Annotated in this window: 19 protein-coding genes; 6 read left to right on the forward strand and 13 right to left on the reverse strand. The window is 74.1% G+C overall.

Annotated features, from left to right (window positions below; all coding sequences use genetic code 11):
- Positions 1-14 precede the first annotated feature (14 nt).
- On the forward strand, positions 15-500 hold the full coding sequence (locus tag OHA34_RS28930) for an Lrp/AsnC family transcriptional regulator (RefSeq protein ID WP_285938241.1): 486 nt from the start codon (positions 15-17) through the stop codon (positions 498-500).
- A 12-nt stretch (positions 501-512) separates the two neighbouring features.
- Here the strand turns inward: OHA34_RS28930 and paaE are convergent, their stop codons facing one another.
- From paaE to OHA34_RS28985, 11 genes are all read right to left on the reverse strand, one after another.
- Positions 513-1,580 (reverse strand): 1,2-phenylacetyl-CoA epoxidase subunit PaaE, encoded by a 1,068-nt coding sequence (gene paaE, locus OHA34_RS28935; RefSeq protein WP_285938240.1) that lies wholly within the window; start codon positions 1,578-1,580, stop codon positions 513-515.
- Positions 1,581-1,582: 2 nt separating this feature from the next.
- Positions 1,583-2,071: a 1,2-phenylacetyl-CoA epoxidase subunit PaaD gene (paaD, locus tag OHA34_RS28940; RefSeq protein WP_285938239.1), complete on the reverse strand. Its 489-nt coding sequence runs from the start codon at positions 2,069-2,071 to the stop codon at positions 1,583-1,585.
- The gene (gene paaC, locus OHA34_RS28945; protein ID WP_329519496.1) at positions 2,065-2,865 is read right to left on the reverse strand and encodes a 1,2-phenylacetyl-CoA epoxidase subunit PaaC; all 801 of its coding nucleotides are present in this window, start codon (positions 2,863-2,865) and stop codon (positions 2,065-2,067) included. Before paaC ends, paaD begins: the two co-directional genes overlap by 7 nt.
- Complete coding sequence (gene paaB, locus OHA34_RS28950; RefSeq protein ID WP_285938237.1) at positions 2,865-3,143, reverse strand: 1,2-phenylacetyl-CoA epoxidase subunit PaaB; 279 nt, start codon at positions 3,141-3,143, stop codon at positions 2,865-2,867. Before paaB ends, paaC begins: the two co-directional genes overlap by 1 nt.
- Positions 3,143-4,126: a 1,2-phenylacetyl-CoA epoxidase subunit PaaA gene (paaA, locus tag OHA34_RS28955; RefSeq protein ID WP_329519497.1), complete on the reverse strand. Its 984-nt coding sequence runs from the start codon at positions 4,124-4,126 to the stop codon at positions 3,143-3,145. Before paaA ends, paaB begins: the two co-directional genes overlap by 1 nt.
- Positions 4,123-6,120 carry a phenylacetic acid degradation bifunctional protein PaaZ gene (paaZ, locus tag OHA34_RS28960; RefSeq protein WP_329519498.1) on the reverse strand — a complete coding sequence of 666 codons (1,998 nt, stop codon included), beginning with the start codon at positions 6,118-6,120 and terminating at the stop codon, positions 4,123-4,125. The genes paaA and paaZ overlap by 4 nt, the downstream gene beginning before the upstream one ends.
- Before the next feature lie 91 nt (positions 6,121-6,211).
- Entirely contained in the window at positions 6,212-6,820 is a 609-nt protein-coding gene (locus OHA34_RS28965; protein ID WP_285938234.1) for a TetR/AcrR family transcriptional regulator, read from the reverse strand.
- Positions 6,821-6,906: 86 nt separating this feature from the next.
- Entirely contained in the window at positions 6,907-8,298 is a 1,392-nt protein-coding gene (locus tag OHA34_RS28970) for a cytochrome (RefSeq protein WP_329519499.1), read from the reverse strand.
- 227 nt (positions 8,299-8,525) lie between these two features.
- On the reverse strand, positions 8,526-9,755 hold the full coding sequence (locus OHA34_RS28975; RefSeq protein ID WP_329519500.1) for a cytochrome P450 family protein: 1,230 nt from the start codon (positions 9,753-9,755) through the stop codon (positions 8,526-8,528).
- A gap of 147 nt (positions 9,756-9,902) precedes the next feature.
- Positions 9,903-10,448, reverse strand: coding sequence for a hypothetical protein (locus OHA34_RS28980; RefSeq protein ID WP_285938230.1), 546 nt, complete (start codon positions 10,446-10,448; stop codon positions 9,903-9,905).
- Positions 10,449-10,505: 57 nt separating this feature from the next.
- Positions 10,506-11,000 (reverse strand): Lrp/AsnC family transcriptional regulator, encoded by a 495-nt coding sequence (locus OHA34_RS28985; protein ID WP_285938228.1) that lies wholly within the window; start codon positions 10,998-11,000, stop codon positions 10,506-10,508.
- Between the two features lie 182 nt (positions 11,001-11,182).
- Here OHA34_RS28985 and OHA34_RS28990 point away from each other — a divergent pair, with 182 nt between their 5' ends.
- Positions 11,183-13,483: a transketolase-like TK C-terminal-containing protein gene (locus OHA34_RS28990; protein WP_285938227.1), complete on the forward strand. Its 2,301-nt coding sequence runs from the start codon at positions 11,183-11,185 to the stop codon at positions 13,481-13,483.
- Positions 13,484-13,529: 46 nt separating this feature from the next.
- Here the strand turns inward: OHA34_RS28990 and OHA34_RS28995 are convergent, their stop codons facing one another.
- Together OHA34_RS28995 and OHA34_RS29000 are read right to left on the reverse strand one after the other, a co-directional pair.
- Entirely contained in the window at positions 13,530-14,810 is a 1,281-nt protein-coding gene (locus OHA34_RS28995; RefSeq protein ID WP_285938226.1) for a sensor histidine kinase, read from the reverse strand.
- Positions 14,807-15,463 (reverse strand): response regulator transcription factor, encoded by a 657-nt coding sequence (locus tag OHA34_RS29000; RefSeq protein WP_285938225.1) that lies wholly within the window; start codon positions 15,461-15,463, stop codon positions 14,807-14,809. The genes OHA34_RS28995 and OHA34_RS29000 overlap by 4 nt, the downstream gene beginning before the upstream one ends.
- 206 nt (positions 15,464-15,669) lie before the next feature.
- Here OHA34_RS29000 and OHA34_RS29005 point away from each other — a divergent pair, with 206 nt between their 5' ends.
- The 4 genes from OHA34_RS29005 to OHA34_RS29020 are packed head-to-tail and all read left to right on the forward strand — an operon-like array spanning position 15,670 to position 19,449.
- The gene (locus OHA34_RS29005; protein ID WP_285938224.1) at positions 15,670-16,218 is read left to right on the forward strand and encodes a hypothetical protein; all 549 of its coding nucleotides are present in this window, start codon (positions 15,670-15,672) and stop codon (positions 16,216-16,218) included.
- A complete protein-coding gene (locus OHA34_RS29010) occupies positions 16,215-17,462 on the forward strand; it encodes a peptidoglycan-binding domain-containing protein (RefSeq protein WP_329519501.1) in 1,248 nt (415 codons plus the stop codon). The genes OHA34_RS29005 and OHA34_RS29010 overlap by 4 nt, the downstream gene beginning before the upstream one ends.
- Positions 17,459-18,220 carry an ABC transporter ATP-binding protein gene (locus OHA34_RS29015; protein WP_329519502.1) on the forward strand — a complete coding sequence of 254 codons (762 nt, stop codon included), beginning with the start codon at positions 17,459-17,461 and terminating at the stop codon, positions 18,218-18,220. Before OHA34_RS29010 ends, OHA34_RS29015 begins: the two co-directional genes overlap by 4 nt.
- On the forward strand, positions 18,220-19,449 hold the full coding sequence (locus tag OHA34_RS29020; protein WP_329519503.1) for an ABC transporter permease: 1,230 nt from the start codon (positions 18,220-18,222) through the stop codon (positions 19,447-19,449). The genes OHA34_RS29015 and OHA34_RS29020 overlap by 1 nt, the downstream gene beginning before the upstream one ends.
- The last annotated feature ends 19 nt before the right edge of the window (positions 19,450-19,468 follow it).

The following is a 19,468-nucleotide window of genomic DNA, read 5'->3' on the forward strand; positions in this document are numbered from 1 at the left end:
GGACCGACGCGGCGGTGAGACGAACGGTCTCCGCCCTGGACGAGGTCGACCGGCGGATCGTCGCCGAGCTGTCGCGCGACGGCCGGCTGTCGGTCCGCGCCCTCGCCGAGCGGCTGCACATCTCGCGGGCCAACGCCTACAGCAGGCTCGAACGGCTGACCCGGGACCAGGTCGTGCGGGGCTTCTCGGCCCGGCTCGACCCGGTCGGGATCGGGCTCGCGCTCTCGGCCTACGTGACGCTGACGATCGAGCAGAACTCCTGGAAGCGGGTCCGCGACCGGCTGCGGGAGATCCCGGCCATCCGGCACTACTCGCTCACCGGCGGCGACTTCGACGTCATCGCGCTGGTCCGGGTGCCCGACCAGGCCGGGCTGCGCGATCTGGTTTTCGACGACCTGCACTCCATCCCGGGCGTGCGCAACACCCGCACCATGATCATCTTTGAGGAGTCGTCCGACGACATGGTGCTGCGGGACTCGCCGTGGCCCCCGGTCCCCTGACCGGGTGGTCGCTCAGCTGTCGAAGTCGACCGTGACCGGCCCTCCGGTCGGCTCGGACTGGCAGGTGAGCACGTAGCCGGCGTCCAGCTCGGCGGGGTCCAGTGCGTAGTTGCGGCGCATGCGGACCTCGCCCTCGGTGACCCGCGCCCGGCACGTCCCGCAGACGCCGCCCTTGCAGGCGAAGGGCATGTCGGGACGGGCCCGCTGGGCGCCCTCCAGCACGGTGGCGCCCGCGGGGAGGTCCAGCGGTGTGGTCCGGCCGTCCAGGATCACCGTGACCGGGGTGCCGGGGCCGGCCGGGACGACGGTGGCCTCCCGCCGGGCGGGCGGGACGTCCTCGACGTAGAAGAGCTCACGGTGAACGCGGTCGCGCGGCACCTCCAGCTCGGCGAGCACCTCCAGCGCGTCCGTGACCATCCCGTACGGCCCGCACAGCCACCAGTGGTCGACGTCCGCGACCGGGACCGACAACGGCAGCAGCGTCCGGAGCCTGGCCGCATCCAGCCGTCCGCTGAACAGCTCGGCCTCGCGGGGCTCGCGCGACAGGACGTGCGCGATGCTCAGCCGCTCGGGATGGGCGTCCTTGAGGTCGGCCAGCTCGTCGGCGAACATGACCGTCTCGCTGCTGCGGTTGCCGTACAGGACGGTGACGTGCGAGTCCGGGACGGCCAGCGCGGAGGCGGCGATCGAGAGCACCGGGGTGATGCCCGACCCGGCGGCGATCAGCACGTGCCGCGCGCCCGGGGCGAGGTCGGCGGTGAAGGAGCCGCTCGGCGGCAGGACGTCGATCTCGTCGCCCGGCCGCACGTCCCGCACCAGCCAGGACGAGAACAGCCCGCCGGGCACCTCGCGGACCCCCACCCGCGGCGGGCCGCCCGCCGGGGCGCAGATCGAGTACGACCGGCGCTCCTCCCGCCCGCCGACCGTCCGCCGCAGCGTGAGCGACTGGCCCGGACGGAAGGCGTACAGCTCGGCCAGGTCGCCGGGCACCTCGAAGGTCAGCGCGACCGCGTCGTCGCACAGTCGCTCCACGCTGCCGACGCGGAGTCCGCGCGGGCGGCGGTCGGGCAGGACGGCCACGGTCAGATCTCCTTGAAGTGGTCGAAGGGCTCACGGCAGGACCGGCAGCGGCGCAGCGCCCGGCACGGCGCCGCCCCGAACTCCGAGAGCTCCTCGGTGTCGGGCGACCCGCACAGCGGGCAGGCCGCCGTCCTGACCGGCCCGAGGACGAGCGGGACCGGGCCGGGGGCCGGGCGCGGCGCGGGGCCGGGCGGCGCGATGCCGGCCTCGGCGAGCTTGCGGCGGCCCGGCCCGGTGATCAGATCGCTGCTCCACGCCGGGCTCAGCGTCACCCGCACGTCCACCTCGGCGTACCCGGCGCCGGTGAGGCTGCGCACCAGGTCGTCGCGCATGGCGTCCAGCGCGGGGCAGCCGCTGTAGGTCGGGGTGATCCACACCGTCACCCGGCCGTCCCGCTCGGCGACCTCGCGCAGCACGCCGAGCTCGGCCAGGGTGAGCTGGGGCAGCTCGGGGTCGGTGACGGTCTCGGCGACCTGCCGCGCGGTCACCATGTCGCCCCCGGCAGCGCGCGGGCCACGGACTGCATCTCCTCCAGCAGCACCGCCAGCGCCCCGGTGTGCTCGTCACGGGAGGCGCGTTCGGCGGCGGTCTCGGGGATCGTCAGCGTGGCCTCCGCGAGGACGTGGCCGACGACCGCGTCGAACTCCTCGCGCAGGTCCGCCGGATCGGGGGAGCGGGGGTTCCCGTCGGCGGCGAAGAGCTGGTCGACCAGCGGCCAGACGGCGGCGAGCGCCTGCCGCGTCCGCTCGTGGGAGTGCGCGGTGCCGTCGCCGAGCCGGATCGTCCAGCGGGCGGCGTAGCCGCGGTGGTAGGCGACCTCCTTGACCCCCTTGGCGGCGATCGCGGCCAGCGCCTCGTCGTCGCTGTCGCGCAGCCGGGTCAGCAGCCCCAGCCGCCAGGTCGAGAAGACCAGCAGCCGGACGACCAGGTGCGCGAAGTCGCCGTTCGGCACCTCGGCCAGCCGGACGTTGCGGAACTCCCCGGCGCCGCGCCGGAAGGCCAGCTCGTCCTCGTCCCGGCCGGTGCGCGCGAGCAGCAGCCGGGCCTGGCCGAGCAGGTCCAGCGCGATGTTGGCCAGCGCCACCTCGTCCTCCAGCTCGGGCGCGCGGGTGCACCACTCCTGGAGCCGGTGCGACATGACCAGCGCGTCGTCGCCGAGGGCCAGGCAGAGCGCGGCCAGGTCGGCGCCCGCGGGCGGCATGGGCAGCCCGCTCAGCGGGTCGCTGAAGCCGGTGCCGAACGCCCAGTGGCCGTCGGCGGCGAGGGTGTCGTCGTCGGGGCCCATCAGATGTGCGGGACGTCGTCGGGGATGGAGTAGAAGGTGGGATGCCGGTAGACCTTGTCGCCGCTGGGCGCGAAGAACGGGTCCTTCTCGTCCGGGCTGGACGCGGTGATGTGCGCCGAGCGGACCACCCAGATGCTGACGCCCTCGTTCCGCCGCGTGTACAGGTCGCGGGCGCTGTGCAGGGCCGATTCGTCGTCCGCCGCGTGCAGCGAGCCGACATGGACGTGGTTCAGGCCGCGCTTGCCGCGGACGAACACCTCGTAGAGCGGCCAGGACATCAGGCCACCTCCTCCTTCGTGGCGCGTCCCGCCTCCGCGGCCCGCGCGGCCCGCGCGGCCTCCGCGGCCTCCGCGGCCCGCGCGGCTTTCGCGGCGTGGGCGGTGGCGGCCTCGCGGACCCAGGCGCCGTCCTCGTGGGCGCGGCGGCGGTGCTCGACGCGTTCGGCGTTGCACGGGCCGTCGCCCTGGATGACCCGCTTCAGCTCGTCCCAGTCGGGCGTGCCGAAGTCGTGGTGGCCGCGCTCGGCGTTCCAGCGCAGCTCCGGGTCGGGCAGCGTCACGCCGAGCCGCCCGGCCTGCGGGACGGTCATGTCGACGAACCGCTGCCGCAGCTCGTCGTTGGTGTGCCGCTTGATCTTCCAGGCCATCGAGCGCGCGGTGTTGGGCGAGTCGCCGTCGGGCGGCCCGAACATCATCAGCGACGGCCACCACCAGCGGTCCACCGACTCCTGGACCAGCTCGCGCTGCGCGGCGGTGCCCCGCATCATGGTCATCAGCAGCTCGTAGCCCTGCCGCTGGTGGAAGGACTCCTCCTTGCAGACCCGGATCATCGCGCGGGCGTAGGGCCCGTAGGAGCTGCGGCACAGCGGGACCTGGTTGCAGATCGCCGCGCCGTCCACCAGCCAGCCGATCACTCCGACGTCGGCGTAGCCGAGCGTCGGGTAGTTGAAGATCGAGGAGTACTTCTGCCGCCCGTCGATCAGCCGTTCGGCGAGCTCGGCGCGGTCCACGCCGAGCGTCTCGGCCGCCGCGTACAGGTACAGGCCGTGGCCCGCCTCGTCCTGCACCTTGGCCAGCAGGATCGCCTTGCGGCGCAGCGACGGCGCCCGGGTGATCCAGTACCCCTCAGGCTGCATGCCGATGATCTCGGAGTGGGCGTGCTGGGCGATCTGCCGGACCATCGTCGCGCGGTAGGCGTCCGGCATCGCGTCGCGCGGCTCGATCCGCCGGTCGGCGGCGATCACCTCCTCGAACGTGCTCACTTCTCCACCAGGGTCAGCACGTCGTACTTGGCGACCGATGCGCCGTCCTGGTTGGTCACGTCGGTGTCCCAGCGCACCTCGCCGTAGGCGGCGCCCTCGCGCGGGCTGATCTGCTTGGCGGTCAGCGTGACCGTCAGCTCGTCGCCCGGCTTGACCGGGGTGAGGAAGCGCAGGTTCTCCAGCCCGTAGTTGGCCAGGACGGGACCGGGCTCGGGCGAGACGAACAGGCCCGCGGCGAACGACACGACCAGGTAGCCGTGCGCGACCAGCCCGCCGAAGAACGGATTGGCGGCGGCGGCCTCCGCGTCGGTGTGCGCGTAGAAGGTGTCGCCGGTGAACTCGGCGAAGTGCTCGACGTCGGCGAGGGTGACGGCGCGCGGCCCCGCGGTGACCGAGTCGCCGACCCGGAGCCGGGCGAGGTTCTTGCGGAACGGGTGGACGTCGTCGTCGCTCCGCCGCGCGCCCGGCGTCCAGCGGCCGGTGATCGCGGTGAGCACGTCCGGCGACCCCTGGACGGCGGTGCGCTGCATGTGGTGCAGGACGGCGCGCACGCCGCCCAGCTCCTCGCCGCCGCCGGCCCGGCCTGGTCCGCCGTGGACGAGCGCGGGCATCGGTGAGCCGTGCCCGGTGGACTCCTTGGCGTCCGCGCGGTTCAGCACCAGCAGCCGGCCGTGCCAGGGGGCTAGTCCGAGGACGACCTCGCGGGCGAACGCCTCGTCCTCGGTGACGACCGAGCCGACCAGGCTGCCCCGCCCGCGCGCCGCGTACTCGATGACCTGCTCGGTCGTGTCGTAGGGCAGCAGCGTGCTGACCGGCCCGAACGCCTCGACCTCGTGCGGCTCGTCGCGCTCGGGGTCGCCCAGCAGCAGCAGCGGGGACAGGAACGCGCCGAGTTCGCCGTCCGCGCCGGCCGCCTCGACGTGGCCGGGGTCGCCGAACAGGACGGTGCCGCCGATGGCCTTGACCGCGCGGCGCACCTCGTCGCGCTGCCGCAGGCTCGCCAGCGCGCCCATCCGGACGCCCTCGGCGGCCGGGTCGCCGACCACGATCCGGCCGAGCCGCTCGCGCACCGCCGCGGTGACCTCCTCCAGCCGGTCGCGCGGCACGAACGCCCGCCGGATCGCGGTGCACTTCTGGCCGGCCTTGGCGGTCATCTCGGTGACGAGCTGCTTGGCGTACAGCTCCACGTCGCCGTCCGGACCGAGGATCGAGCAGTTGAGGGAGTCGGCCTCGGCGTTGAACCGGACGGCCCGCTCCACGATCACCGGGTGGGCGCGCAGCGTGCGCGCGGTCGCGGCCGAACCGGTGAAGGAGACCAGGTCCTGCTCGGTCAGGTGCGACAGCAGGTCGCCCGCGTCGCCGCAGACGAGCTGCACCGACCCCTCGGGCAGGATCCCGCTGTCGACGATCAGCTCGACCAGCCGCGCGGTGATGTAGGCGGTCTGCCCGGCGGGCTTGATCAGCGAGGGCATCCCCGCGACGAAGGCCGGGCCGAGCTTCTCCAGCGGCCCCCAGACGGGGAAGTTGAAGGCGTTGATCTGCACGGCGACGCCGTGCAGCGGGGTCATCAGGTGCCGTCCGACGAACGTGCCGCCCTTGCCGAGCGGCTCCACGTCGCCGTCCACGTGGACGGTGTCGTTGGGCAGCTCGCGGCGGCCCTTGCTGGAGTAGGCGAACAGGGTGCCGATGCCCCCGTCCACGTCGATCCGCGCGTCGGCGAGCGTGGAACCGGCGCGGCGCGACAGCGCGTACAGCTCGTCGCGGTGCTCGTTCAGGTGCGAGGCGAGCGTCTTCAGCAGCGCGGCCCGCTGGTGGAAGGTCAGCGCGCGGAGCTCCCGGCCGCGGCGGCGGCCGTGGTCGAGCGCGGCGGCGAAGTCGACGCCCGTGGACGAGACCCGGGCGACCTCCTCGCCCGTGACCGCGTCGTGGACCGGGACGCCCTCGTCGGGCGGAGTGTGCCAGGCCCCCGAGACGTAACTGCGCAGCGCTGCCATGCCGTGGTCCCTTCACCCGATTACCAACCGTCCGTTCGGTAAGTAATGCTACCCGCGGGCGGCGGAAGAGAACAGGGCGGCGCCCGGATTGTCAGGCGCGCAGGCCGTCGAAGGCGGTGCGGCGGACCAGGACGGCCAGCGCGTCCACGTCGGTGCCGCCGGACGGGCGGTACCACTCGACCAGCGAGTTGACCATGCCGAACAGCAGCCGGGCGCCGATCGCCGGGTCGACGTCCCGCCTCAGGTCGCCCTCGGCCGCGGCCTGCTCCATCAGCTCGGCTACCAGGTGGTCGAACGCGCGGCGGCGCTCCAGCGCCCGGCGCTCCACGTCGGTGTTGCCCCGAACCCGCAGCAGGAGCGTGACGAACGGCAGCCGCTCGGCGAGCACGTGCACGCTGCGCTCGGCCAGGAACTCCAGCCGGTCGATGGCCCGGCCGTCGAGGTCGCGGGCCTGCCCGGCCGCCTCGAACAGGCCGTCCAGCGCCCGGTCGGTGGCCATCCGCAGCAGCTCCTCCTTGCTATCGACATGGTGGTAGATCGCCGACTTGGTGAGGCCGAGCCCGCGGGCGATCGCCTCCATCCCGGTGGCCTCGTAGCCGCGCTCGTTGAACAGGGCGACGGCGACCGACAGGACCGATGCGAGGTCGTGTCCGGGCCGCCCCCGCTTGGCGGGCCGCGGGGCTGGAGACGTGGAGGGCACGGACCGAGTATCCCAACGTCCCGCCGATGCTCGGCCCGCCGCCCCGCGGGCGAGAGCCGCGGGGCGGGCCGCCGGGCCGGTCGCTCCTACTGCGCGTCCTTCCGCAGCCCGCGCAGGAACCGCCACATCCGGGAACGCGGCGGCTGGGCGCCGGCGTTCGCGGGCTGGCCGGGGGCGCCGCCCGCCGGCTGCCGCGCTCCGGGCGGCGGACCCGACAGCTCGTACTCGACCGGGAGCGAGCGGAGGCTGCGCAGGAAGGGGGAGGACCGCCACGGGAGCTGGTCGGCGGGCAGGGCCAGCTTCAGCGCGGAGAACCGCTCGAACAGCCGGCCGATCGCGATCGTCGTGATCGTGGTGGCGAGGTCGCGGCCGAGGCAGCCGTGCAGGCCGGTGCTCCAGGCCAGGTGCGCGCGGGAGCTGGTGATGGAGTCGGGGTTCATGTGCCCGGTGAACACCGGGTCCATGTGCGCGGCGGCCACGGAGATGAACACCGGGTCGCCGACGGAGATGGCGAACCGGCCCAGCCGGACGGGGGCCTGCGCGAAGCGGAAGGAGATGTTGGCCATCGGCGGGTTGGCCATCGCCACCCGGTTGACGGTCTCCTGGAGCATCCCGGCCGACAGGCTCTCCCGGGTGGAGTGGTCCCCACCGATCACCGCGGCGGCGGTGTTGGAGATGAGCGTCCCGGTGAAGTCGCCGAGCATCGACATCGCCAGGATCAGTTCCTTGCACAGATCCTCGGTGGACAGCCCGGGATCGGCGCCGATCAGGTAGGAGGTGAGGTCCTCGCCCGGGGTCTTGCGCTTGGCCTCGATCGTCTCGGCCGTCACGGTGTACATCCGCCCCATGGCCTCGACGGCCTCGGGGCCGGCGTCCATCGCCCGCCACAGGTCCATCAGCAGGTCGTCGCCGCGGTCGTCGGCGAAGCCGATCATCCGGTTCAGCACCATCAGCGGCAGCGGCCGGGCGTACTGCGCGGACAGGTCGGCCCAGCCGGTGCCGCTGGAGCCCTCCGACAGCACGTCGATCAGCTCGTCGGCGTAGCGGCCGACCGTGTTCTCCAGCTCGCGGGCCTGGCGGTGCGTGCGGTCCTGGTACGGGCGCAGGCCCAGGATCCAGGCGCTGCGCAGCCGGTCGGCCTTCCGGCCGTCCGACACCAGGAGGCAGTCGTTGCCGAACGCGTGCCGCAGCGGCCAGTCGGCCGGCACCCGCCCGTCCGACCACGCCGGCCAGCTCGAGATGTGCTTGGTCCACCGGCCCTGCCGGTCCTGGAGGACGTCGAGCGCCTGCGTGTAGCCGAGCACCAGCCAGGCCGGCACGCCCAGCACGTCGACCGGTGCGACCGGCCCGTAGGTGTCGCGCAGTCGCTGGTAGAACTCGGCGGGACGGGCCTCGTACTCCCGCGTGAACATGGGTTCGGCCGCCATCGACTCCAAGGACGGCTCGGTCGGTCCGGCGCCGGCCAGGTGCATGGTCATCACTCCTCGCTGGGACACGGAGGTCGCGCGCCGCCCGATCGGCGGCGGCGGCCCGCCGGTCTCCAGGGTGGAACCCTAGGGAAGATTCCGGCGGAATGGGGAGAAGCGCCGAGAGAGGGCGCCCCACCGTCCGAGATCGGGGCTTATGGGGCGTGTGTCCGTTTGGTGTGGACGGGTGCGCGGCGGCGCCCCGGCGGGTGCCGGGACGCCGCCGGGACCGTTCCGAATCAGCCGGGGACCGCGGCCTTGGCGCGCAGTTCCACCGGAATGGACAGCGGCCCGTGGGTGATGAACGAAGGCGAGTAGGGAATATCGTCCGCATCGACGGCGAGCCGCAATTCCGGGAGCCGGTTGAACAGCGCGGAAAGGGCGATGCGGCCTTCGAGCCGGGCGAGCGGCGCGCCAATGCAGAAATGCGGGCCGTAGCCGAACGCCTGGTGCGCGGGGTTCTCCCGGGTGATGTCGAAACGCTCGGCCTCCGCGCCGTACCGGTCGGGGTCGGTCCCCATTCCCCCGTAGCACGTCAGGAAGGCGTCGCCGGCGGGAACCGGCATGCCCGCGAGCGTCAGGTCGGTCATCGCGTACCGGAAGGGCGAGGCGGTGACCGGGGTGCGGTTCCGGAGGGTCTCCTCCACCACGTCCGGCCAGCGGTCCCCCTCGACCGCCAGGGCCCGCTGCTCGGGGTGGGTGAGCAGCGCGACGATGGCCTGCCCGAGCAGGTGCACGGTGGTCTCGTGCCCGGCGAGGATCATCAGCCAGAGGTTGGTGACCAGTTCGGCGTCCGACAGCGCGTCGTCCTCGTCGCGCACCCGGACCAGCCCGCTGGTCAGGTCGTCGCCCGGCTCGCGGCGCTTGCGGTCGACGAGCTCGGCCAGGTAGCCGAGCATGTCCTGGTTGGCGGCGGCGGCCTGCTCGCCGGTGGTGGTGTGCGCGATCAGCGTGCTGACCCAGCCGCGGAACTGGTGCAGCTCGGCCGTCGGCACCCCGTACAGCTCGCAGATCACCGAGATCGGCAGCGGCTCGGTGAAGCCGGGCACCAGGTCGGCCGTGCCGCCGGCCGCGAGCAGGCCGTCGATGTGCTCGGCCACCAGTGCCTCGATGCGCGGGGTCAGCGCCTCGACCCGGGACGGGGTGAAGGCGCGGGAGAGCAGCGTCCGCAGCCGCCGGTGGTCGGCCCCGTCCAGCACCTGGAGGTGCTCGCCCGTGACGAGCGGCCGCATCGGCCAGTCGGCCGGGACGCCGCCGTTCTGGAGGGCCGCCCAGTGCCGCGGGTTGCGGGTGACGAGCTTGTTGTCGTGCGCGAGCAGCTCGGCGATCGCGTCGTGGCCGTTCACCGCCCACGCCGGGACGCCGCCGGGAAGCTCGATGCGGACGACCGGGCCGAGGTCGCGCAGCCGGGCCAGGGTGCGGCGGACGGGCTCGCCGGCGACGGGGAACTGGAAGGGGGAATCGGCCACGAAGCGCCTCCGGGGGAAAGGACGTCGACGGCACGCCGGCCCGCGGAAATCGGGCCGGACATGATCACGTGGCGATCTTAGGCCACCGGGAATACCGCCGCTCGCGCGGCCGGGGGCCGCCCTCCGGAACCGGCCCCGCCGGACGGCCTAGCGCTTGCCCGCCATGGTGTCGAGCTGGTCGAGGAGGTCGTCGACCAGTTCCTCGGGGCTGAACTCCATGACCCATTCGGCGAAGCTCGGCCCGTACTCCAGCATCGCGGCCCGGACGATCGCGGCGGGGTCGCCGGGCGGGGTGAGCCCGAAGGTCCGGCGCACCCAGTCGAGGTACTCGCGGCGGGCGGGCACGAGCCCCGCGTCGCCGTCCTCGATGACGGTGAGCAGCTCGAACAGCTCGCGCAGCCCGCGCGCGTCGACGCTGAGGTCGCCGTCCCCGCCGAAGAAGACGACGGGAAGCGTGCCGAGCTCGGCCCGGTCGTCGCACCGCCAGAGGGCGTAGACCGAGTCGGGGCCGCCCGCGGTGGCGAAGGGGATCAGCTGGTCCAGGCGGGCCCGGTCGGGATCGGGCCCGAACCAGGTGATCTCCCGGCGGGCCGGGTAGAACAGCTCGAACCCCGGCGCGAAGGGCCCGCTCTGCCGGTCGGCGAACCCTTTGAGCAGGTCGAGCTCGGGGATGGACGGACGCGCGTCGCTCATGAAGCCTCCTGGTGGGTGAACTGCGCGACGTTATCGCGTCCGGGCCGGGGAACCGCGTCAGCGGGGCGTCCTGCCCTCTTCGGCGAGGCGGCGCAGCAGCGGCGTGACGCGGTACTCGACGAGCTCGCGCATCACCAGCGCGGTCTGGGTGCGCTCGACGCCGGGGACGGCCAGGATCCGCCCGGCGACCCGGTAGAGGTCGTCGGCGTCCGCCGCGACCGTGTGGACGAGCAGGTCGGTGGCGCCGCTGACGCCGTGCACCTGGAGCACCTCGGGGATCTCGGCGAGCGCGCCCGCGACCTCGCCCAGCCGCCGCTGGGTGACCTGCGCGGTGATGAACGCGGTGAGCGGGTAGCCGAGGGCGCCGGGGGAGACGCGCCGTTCGAACGACTCCAGGCCGCGTTCCTGTTCGAGCCGGGTGATCCGGGCCTGCGCGGTGTTGCGCGACAGCCCGGCCTTCTCGGCGAGCGCGACGATGGTGGCGCGGGGGTGCCGGACCATCGCCAGCAGCAGCCGCGCGTCGGCCGGATCGATCCGCTGGTCGTCTTGCACGATGCTCACCTTCACGGGGGCAGGGGGCGGGGGGAGAGTGCATTATGCTCAAGTTTCTTGGCTCGTGTTGTGCATTAGAGCACGTCATGGTGTGCTCCGAGCAGTCAGTGCACACTCCGAGGGAGGATGCGGATCCGCCGGCGCTGCGCGGAGCGCGTCTTCGGTGAAGGCCGGTGAGAGAGATGACCGTTGCGGCACCCGCCGTGTCCGGCACCCTGCGCGAGATCGAGGGCCGCGTCCTGTGGCTCTCGGCGTCGATCGTCCACGAGGCGAACCGGGTGCGGCCCAACCCGTCCGGGCTGAAGGTCGGCGGGCACCAGGCGTCGTCGGCGTCGATGGTGTCGATCATGACCTCGCTCTGGTTCCGGCACCTGACCGCCGCCGACCGCGTGTCGGTGAAGCCGCACGCCTCCCCGGTGCTGCACGCGATCAACTACCTGCTCGGCGGGCTGGACGAGGCCTACCTGCCGACGCTGCGCGCGTTCGGCGGCCTCCAGAGCTACCCGAGCCGGTCCAAGGACCCCGACGCGGTCGACTACTCGACCGGCTCGGTCGGCATCGGCGCGACCGCGCCGATCTGGGGCGCGCTGGCCCGCCGCTACGTCGAGCGCGAGGACGGCCCGTCCGGCCGCCAGTACTCGCTGCTCGGCGACGCCGAGCTGGACGAGGGCGCGGTGTGGGAGGCGATCCTCGACCCGGCCGTGGCGCAGCTCGGCGAGATCGTGTGGATCGTCGACCTCAACCGGCAGTCGCTCGACCGGGTCGTCCCGGGCATCGCCGCCGGGCGGCTCCAGGGCATGTTCGGCGCGGCGGGCTGGCAGGTGCTGTCGGTGAAGTACGGGCGGGTGCTGGAGGACCTGTTCGCCCGTCCCGGCGGCGGCGCCCTGCGCGCCCGCATCGACGGGATGGCCAACCCCGAGTACCAGCGGCTGCTGCGCTGCGACGCCGCCGAGCTGCGCCGGCGGCTGCCCGGCGACGGCGCCGGCCGCGCCGAGATCGCCGCGCTCGCCGACGGGCTGGACGACGCGACGCTGCTGGCCGCGATCGGCGACCTCGGCGGCCACGACCTCGGCGCGCTGGACGAGGCGTTCGGCGCGATCGACGACACCCGGCCCACGGTGATCTTCGCGTACACGGTGAAGGGGTACGGGCTGCCCACCCGCGGCCATCCGCAGAACCACTCCTCGCTGCTCACCGCCGAGCAGATGCGCGAGCTGGCCGCCACGCTCGGCACCGACCCGGAGCGTCCCTGGAGCCGGTTCGGCGGCGAGGGCGCGGCCGGGCGGCTGTGCGCCGAGGTCGCCGAGCGGCTGCGCCGCGAGGACCGGCCCTGCGAGGCCGTCCCCGAGCTGCCCGCCGACATCGGCCGCACCCCGTCCGGCACCGCGACCACGCAGGCCGCCCTGGGCCGGACGCTGATGGACCTGACCCGGGAGGCGCCCGAGGCGGCCGGCCGCGTGGTGACCGTCTCGCCCGACGTCAGCTCCAGCACCAACCTCGGCGGCTGGGTCAACAAGGTGGGCGTGTGGTCGCCGAGCGAGCGGCGCGACTGGTTCGCCGACGACGCCGAGACGATCCTGCACTGGCAGGAGCGCCCGACCGGCCAGCACATCGAGCTCGGCATCGCCGAGACCAACCTGGTGGGCCTGCTCGGCGAGCTCGGCGCGACGTGGAGCCGCTGGGGCCGTCCGCTGCTGCCGATCGGGGTGCTGTACGACCCGTTCGTCCAGCGCGCGCTCGAGCCGTGGTCGTTCGGGATCTACGCGGGCGGCCAGTCGATCCTGGTCGGCACCCCGTCCGGGGTGAGCCTGGCGCCCGAGGGCGGCGCGCACCAGTCGATCACCACGCCGTCGCTCGGGCTGGAGCAGCCCGGCTGCGTCACCTACGAGCCGGCCTTCGCGATCGACGTCGAGTGGGCGCTGCTGGCCGGGCTCGCCCGGCTCGGCCGCCCGGACGGCACGTCGACCTACCTGCGGCTGTCCACCCGTCCGGTCGACCAGTCCCTGGCCGCGGTGCCGGGCGACCCGGCGGCCAGGGAGCGGCGCCGCCGCCAGTCCGTCGCGGGCGCCTACCCGCTGCGGCGGGCCGCCGACGCCCGGGTCACCATCGCCGCCATGGGCGCGGTGGTGCCCGAGGCGCTGGCCGCCGCCGACCACCTGGAGCGGCTCGGCATCGGCGCCGACGTGGTGTGCGTGACCAGCCCCGGCCTGCTGTACCGGGCGCTGCGCGCCCGGGGCGGGCAGGAGGACGCGCCGAGCTGGATCCTCGACCAGGCGTTCCCCGCCGGACGCGCCGCGCCGCTGGTCACCGTCCTGGACGGGCATCCGCACACGCTGACGTTCCTCGCCACGGTCAACCAGGTTCCGGTGACCTCGCTCGGCGTCACCCGCTTCGGCCAGTCCGGATCGCTGGAGGAGGTCTACCGCCACCACGGCATCGACGCCGACGCCATCGTCCAGGCCGCGCTCGACCACGCCGACTGATCACGACGGGACGGCGCCGCCGGCGGCATCGGGGGTACGCGCGGACTCAGCGCGGCGGGAGGGTGGCGGTGACCGTCAGGCCGCCGCCCGGTCGGGGCACGGCGCCGACCTCGCCGTCGTGCGCGAGCGCGATGGCGCGGACGATCGACAGGCCGAGCCCGACGCCCTTGGCGGTGACGAGCCGGTCGGTGTCGAGGCGGCGGAACGGCTCGTAGAGGGCGGGGATCTCGTACGCCGGGACGGCCGGGCCGGAGTTGGAGACCTCCACTTCGGCGCGCCCGTCGCGGGTGCGGCTGGTGACCCGGACCCAGCCGCCGTCTCCGGTGTTGTGCCTGATGCCGTTCTCCACCAGGTTCTGCACCAGCCGTTCCAGCAGCAGCGCGTCGCCCGTGCAGGGCGCCTCGCCCGCGTCCTCGTGCACGGTGATCCCGGCCTGCCGGGCCTCCGGCACGGTCTGTGCGACGACGTGCCCGACGATGTCGGCGAGGTCGACCGGGGCGCGTCGGGTCAGCTCGTTCTCCGAGCCGGCCAGCAGCAGCAGCCCGGTGATCAGCCGCTCGTGCCGTGAGTTGATCTCCAGTAGGTGCTCGCCGAGCCGCCGGACGTCGGCTGAGGCGGACGGGCGGTGCATCGCCACCTCGACCAGCGCGCGGCCGAGCGTGAGCGGGGTGCGCAGCTCGTGCGAGGCGTTGGCGACGAAGCGGCGCTGCCCGTCGAAGGACCGGTCCAGCCGCTCCAGCATGGCGTCGAAGGTGTCGGCGAGCTCCTTGACCTCGTCGTCGGGGCCGCGCAGTGCGATCCGCTCGTGCAGCCCGCGGCCCGCGCCGGGGGCGCTCGCGATCCGCCCGGCGGTCTCGGTGACCCGGTGCAGCGGCCCGAGCATCTGCCCCGCGATGAGCCAGCCGAGCCCCGCCGCCGCGCCGCCGACCACCAGCAGCGCGATCCCGCCCTGGGTGATCAGGGACGTGGTCGCCGCGTCGTGCAGCCGGTCCTGCTCGCGCCGCATCCACCGATCGGCGGCGGGACCGCTGACCATGCCGTCCGGGGTGAACGCGAAGACCTGCCTGCCGGCGGAAGAGGGAGCGGTGCCGGAGGAAGAGGGAGCGGCGGCGGGCCTGCCGGACGGGGCGGACGTGGGGGGCGGGGCGCCCGGCGTCTTGCGGATCTGGGCCATGACCTTCGGGCCGGACTTGGAGATCTGCTGGTTGAACAGCACGTAGGTGGAGCCGAGCAGGATCAGCCCGGCGATGAGGAACAGCCCGCCGTAGGTGAGGGTCAGCCGGGCCCGCAGCGGCATCCGGCGGGGGAGCAGTCTCCGGAGCTTCACGGGATCCGGTACCCCGCTCCGGTGACGGTCTCGATCAGGGGCGGGTCGGCGAGCTTGCGGCGCAGCTTGAGGACGGTGAGCCGGACCGCGCCGGTGAAGGGATCGGCGTGCTCGTCCCACACCTTCTCCAGCAGCCGTTCGGCGGAGACCAGCGCGCCGTCGGCGCCCAGCAGCTCGGCCAGGACGGCGAACTCCTTCCTCGCCAGCGGGACGTAGCGGCCGTCGCGGAAGACCTCCCGGCGGGCCGGGTCGAGGCTGATCCCGGCCCGGCGCAGCACCGGGGGCGCGGCCGGACGGGAGCGCCGGCCGAGCGCCAGGACGCGGGCGGCGAGCTCGCTGAAGGCGAACGGCTTGGTCAGGTAGTCGTCGGCGCCGAGGCCGAGCCCGGCGACGCGGTCGGTGACCTCGGCGGCGGCGGTGAGCATCAGCACCCGCGGCGCCGCTCCGGCCTCGACCAGCTCGCGGCAGACGTCGTCGCCGTGCACCACCGGAAGGTCCCGGTCCAGGATCACCACGTCGTAGTCGTTGACGCCGGCCCGTTCGAGGGCGGCCTCCCCGTCGCGGGCGAGATCGACGGCGTGGGCCTCGGCCCGCAGCCATTCGGCGATTGCATCGGCGAGCAACGGCTCGTCCTCCACCACCAGCACCCGCATGTGTCCGTTCCTTTCTCAGGCCGCTCGGCGATGGCCGCCGGGCCTCCGCGCCCATGATCCTCTCGGGCGCGGCGTTTCCTTTCTGTTAGGAACGTCCGCCCTGGAAAGTGGAAGTACGGAGGAAACGCAGGGGAAACGCCCCGCCCGGTTGCATCGACCTCTGCCAGGCCGGAGCACGTCCGGCCGGAGAACGAGGAGACGACACGATGCGATCCCGAACTCGCGGTGCTCTGGCGCTGCTGCCCCTGGTACTGGCCCTGACGCTGACCGGATGCGGTTCCGGCGACGAGGATGGGGGCAAGGGTGCCGGCGGGGTGGCCGGCGGCCCCGCGGCGGGCGGCCCCGGCGGCGATGTGGCGGACAAGCAGGTGAAGTTCGCCGAGTGCATGCGCAAGAACGGCGTCGACATGGACGACCCCGAACCCGGCAAGGGCATCATGGTCAAGTCGACGCCCGGCTCGGACAAGGGAGCCATGGACCGGGCGATGGCGGCCTGCCGCCAGTTCGGCCCGGAGGCGAACGCGTCGCCGGGCGCCCATCCGGAGCAGGAGAAGAGGGCCGCCGACTTCGCCGCGTGCATGCGCAAGAACGGGGTGGACTTCCCCGATCCCGAGCCGGGCCAGGTCGGGATCAAGATCGACAAGAAGGTTGGCGACGACCCGGACTTCCCCAAGGCCCAGAAGGCGTGCCAGAGCGTCTTCGCCGGCGGCCCCGGCGGCTTCTCCGCCGGGCCCGGCGGCGGGGCCGGCAAGTGACCGGAGACACCTCCGTCGAGAACCGCACGGACCCGCCGGACGACACGGGCGGCGCGTCACCCGACGTGTCCGGTGCGTCGTCCGGCGTGTCCGGTACGGCACCCGGCGCGTCCTCGGGCTCGGGAGAAGGCGCGGAGGTGGCGGCGGGGCCCAAGGGGGTGCGCCGCCGCCGCGGTCGACGCCGCGTCCGCCGGTCCGCGGTCGCGGTGGCCGTCCTGGGGGCGGGAGGCGCCGCCGTCGCCGCGATGCTCGGGCTCGGCGGCGCCTCGACGGGCGGCTCGGTGTCCAACGGGTTGCCGCCGCGGACCGCGACGGTGACCAGGCAGACCCTCAACGACACCCAGACCGCCGACGGGAAGCTCGGATTCGGCACCACCTTCACCGCCACCAGCCGGCTCCCCGGGACGCTGACCCGGCTGCCCGAGAGTGGCGGCGAGATCACCCGCGGCCACGCGCTGTACTCGGTGGACGACGACCCGGTGGTCCTGATGTACGGCGAGAAACCCGCCTACCGCACGCTGAAGCAGGGCACCGAGGGCCCGGACGTCCGCCGGCTCGAGAAGAACCTGAAGGCGCTCGGGTACAGCGGCTTCACCGTCGACGACGAGTACGACGCCGACACCGCCGCCGCGGTCGAGCGGTGGCAGGACGACAAGGGCCTGAAGGAGACCGGGGTCGTCGAGCTCGGCCGCGTGGTGTTCACGCCCGGCCCGATCCGGGTGGACGCTCTCCAGGCGGGCGAGGGCGACCCGATGGCGCCCGGCCGCAAGGTGCTCACCTTCACCGGCACGTCCAAGGCGGTCACCGTGGACCTCGAGGCCGCCGACCGGCGGCTCGCGAAGAAGGGCGCCAAGGTCGACGTCGACCTCCCCGACAACACCACGGTGAAGGGTCGGATCGACGAGGTGTCCACGGTGATCGAGCCGGGTGCCGGGCCGGACGACGACCCGTCCACCAAGGTCGAGGTGATCGTGGAGCTGGTGGGAGCGAAGGCGCAACGCGCGGCCGATGCCTACGCCCTCGCCGCCGTGGACGTGACCTTCACCGCCGGCACCCGCGACGACGTGCTCACCGTGCCGGTCGCGGCGCTGGTGGCGCTCGACCGCGGCGGGTTCGGCCTGGAGGTCGTCAGGGGCACCGGCACGTCCTACGTCCCGGTCACCGCCGGACTGTTCGCGGCCGGCCGGGTGGAGGTCTCCGGCGCGGGCATCGCCGAGGGCACTGTGGTGGGGACGGCGAAATGATCTCTCTGACGGACGTGACGAAGTCCTACCCGGGCGGCGTCACCGCGCTCGGCGGCGTCTCGCTGCACGTCGCCCGCGGGGAACTGGTGGCGATCGTGGGCCCGTCCGGGTCCGGGAAGTCGACGATGCTGAACGTGCTCGGCACGCTCGATCGCCCGACGTCGGGCACCGTGCGGATCGACGGCCACGATGCCGGACGGCTGTCGGACGCGAAGCTGTCGGCGCTGCGGGCGACCCGCATCGGCTTCGTGTTCCAGCAGTTTCACCTGGCACGGGGAACCTCCGCGCTGGACAACGTGGCCGACGGACTCCTGTACTCGGGGCTGCGGCCGGGCGAGCGGCGCAGGCGGGCCGCGGCGGCGCTGGCGCGGGTCGGCCTGGCCAAGCGCGTGGACCACGAGCCGCACGAGCTGTCCGGCGGCGAGCGGCAGCGTGTCGCGATCGCGCGCGCCGTCGCCGGCGATCCGCCGCTGCTGCTGGCCGACGAGCCGACCGGCGCCCTCGACTCGGTCTCGGGCGAGGGGGTGATGCGGCTGCTGCGCGACCTGCACGCCGCCGGCACCACCGTGGTGATCATCACGCACGACCGGGAGATCGCCGCCGCCCTGCCCCGGCAGATCCGGATGCGCGACGGCCTCGTCGTGGCCGACTCGGCGGCCCCCGGCGGCATCTCAGCGGTCCCCGGCGGCACGGCGGCCGTCCCCGGCAGCACTCCGGCCGCGGCCGGAAGTGCCGACGCCGCGTCCGGGGCGGGCTGATGGCCGCCGGGACAGCACCGACACCGGCCGCGGGGACGCTGCGTCCGGCCCGCTTGGGGCCGGGCGACGTGGTCAAGGTCGGCGCGGTGGGGCTGCGCACCCGTCCGATGCGGGCGTTCCTGTCCGCGCTCGGGATCGCCATCGGGATCGCCGCGATGGTCGCCGTCGTGGGCATCTCCTCCTCCTCCCGCGCCGGCCTGGACCGCACCCTGTCCGCGCTCGGGACCAACCTGCTCACCGTCGCGCCGGGCACCACCCTGACCGGGGAACAGGCCCGGCTGCCGCTGGAGGCCGAGGCGATGGTGGAACGGATCGGGTCGGTGCGGTCGGTGTCGGCGGTCGGCCGGATCGCGGACGCGAAGGTGTACCGCACCGGCAGGATCCCCAAGAGCGAGACCAACGGGATCGGCGTCTACGCCGCGCGCACCGACCTGACCGCCACCGTCGGCGTCCGGCTGAGGAGCGGCACCTGGCTCAACGGCGCCAGCGGACGGTACCCGGCGGCCGTCCTCGGCGCGACCGCCGCGGAACGGCTCGGCATCGGCCACGCCGGACCCGGTGCGCGGATCCTGGCCGGCGGGCGGTGGTTCACCGTGGTCGGCATCCTCGCCCCGTCCGAGCTCGCGCCCGACTTGGACGCCGCGGTGCTGATCGGCTGGCCGGCGGCCCAGTCGGCGCTGGCCTTCGACGGGCGTCCGACGACCGTCTACACCCGTTCGGCCGAGGACGGCGTGGAGCGGGTCAGGGACCTGCTCGGCGCCACCGCCAACCCGGAGGCGCCCAACGAGGTCCAGGTGTCCCGGCCGTCCGACGCGCTCGCGGCCCAGCAGGCCGCGGGCGAGGCGTTCACCGGGCTGCTCCTCGGGCTCGGCGCGGTGGCGCTGCTCGTCGGCGGCGTCGGGGTCGCCAACACCATGGTCATCTCGGTGCTGGAACGGCGCGCGGAGATCGGGCTGCGCCGGTCGCTGGGCGCGACCCGGGGACAGATCCGTGGCCAGTTCCTCGCTGAGTCGCTGCTGCTGTCGGCCCTCGGGGGCGCGGGCGGTGCGCTGATCGGTACCGCGGTCACCTCCGGCTATGCCCTCGTCCAAGGCTGGCCGGTCGTCGTCCCGGCGTGGGCGGTGCTCGGCGGCATCGCGGCGACGCTCGCCATCGGCGCCCTCGCCGGCCTCTACCCGGCGATCCGCGCCTCCCGCCTCTCGCCCACCGAGGCGCTCGCCGCGACATGACCGCAGGACGCCGGGCCGG

It is taken from the genome of Spirillospora sp. NBC_01491 (genome assembly GCF_036227065.1).
Lineage (GTDB): Bacteria > Actinomycetota > Actinomycetes > Streptosporangiales > Streptosporangiaceae > Spirillospora > Spirillospora xylanilytica.

Coding starts and splice junctions, on each gene's coding strand:
- paaD (WP_285938239.1), bottom strand. CDS start 2,071: ATGGTGACCGCGCGGCAGGTCGCCGAGACCGTCACCGACCCCGAGCTG.
- paaC (WP_329519496.1), bottom strand. CDS start 2,865: ATGGGCCCCGACGACGACACCCTCGCCGCCGACGGCCACTGGGCGTTC.
- paaB (WP_285938237.1), bottom strand. CDS start 3,143: ATGTCCTGGCCGCTCTACGAGGTGTTCGTCCGCGGCAAGCGCGGCCTG.
- paaZ (WP_329519498.1), bottom strand. CDS start 6,120: ATGGCAGCGCTGCGCAGTTACGTCTCGGGGGCCTGGCACACTCCGCCC.
- OHA34_RS28970 (WP_329519499.1), bottom strand. CDS start 8,298: ATGACCATGCACCTGGCCGGCGCCGGACCGACCGAGCCGTCCTTGGAG.
- OHA34_RS28980 (WP_285938230.1), bottom strand. CDS start 10,448: ATGAGCGACGCGCGTCCGTCCATCCCCGAGCTCGACCTGCTCAAAGGG.
- OHA34_RS28990 (WP_285938227.1), top strand. CDS start 11,183: ATGACCGTTGCGGCACCCGCCGTGTCCGGCACCCTGCGCGAGATCGAG.
- OHA34_RS29000 (WP_285938225.1), bottom strand. CDS start 15,463: ATGCGGGTGCTGGTGGTGGAGGACGAGCCGTTGCTCGCCGATGCAATC.
- OHA34_RS29005 (WP_285938224.1), top strand. CDS start 15,670: ATGCGATCCCGAACTCGCGGTGCTCTGGCGCTGCTGCCCCTGGTACTG.
- OHA34_RS29015 (WP_329519502.1), top strand. CDS start 17,459: ATGATCTCTCTGACGGACGTGACGAAGTCCTACCCGGGCGGCGTCACC.
- OHA34_RS29020 (WP_329519503.1), top strand. CDS start 18,220: ATGGCCGCCGGGACAGCACCGACACCGGCCGCGGGGACGCTGCGTCCG.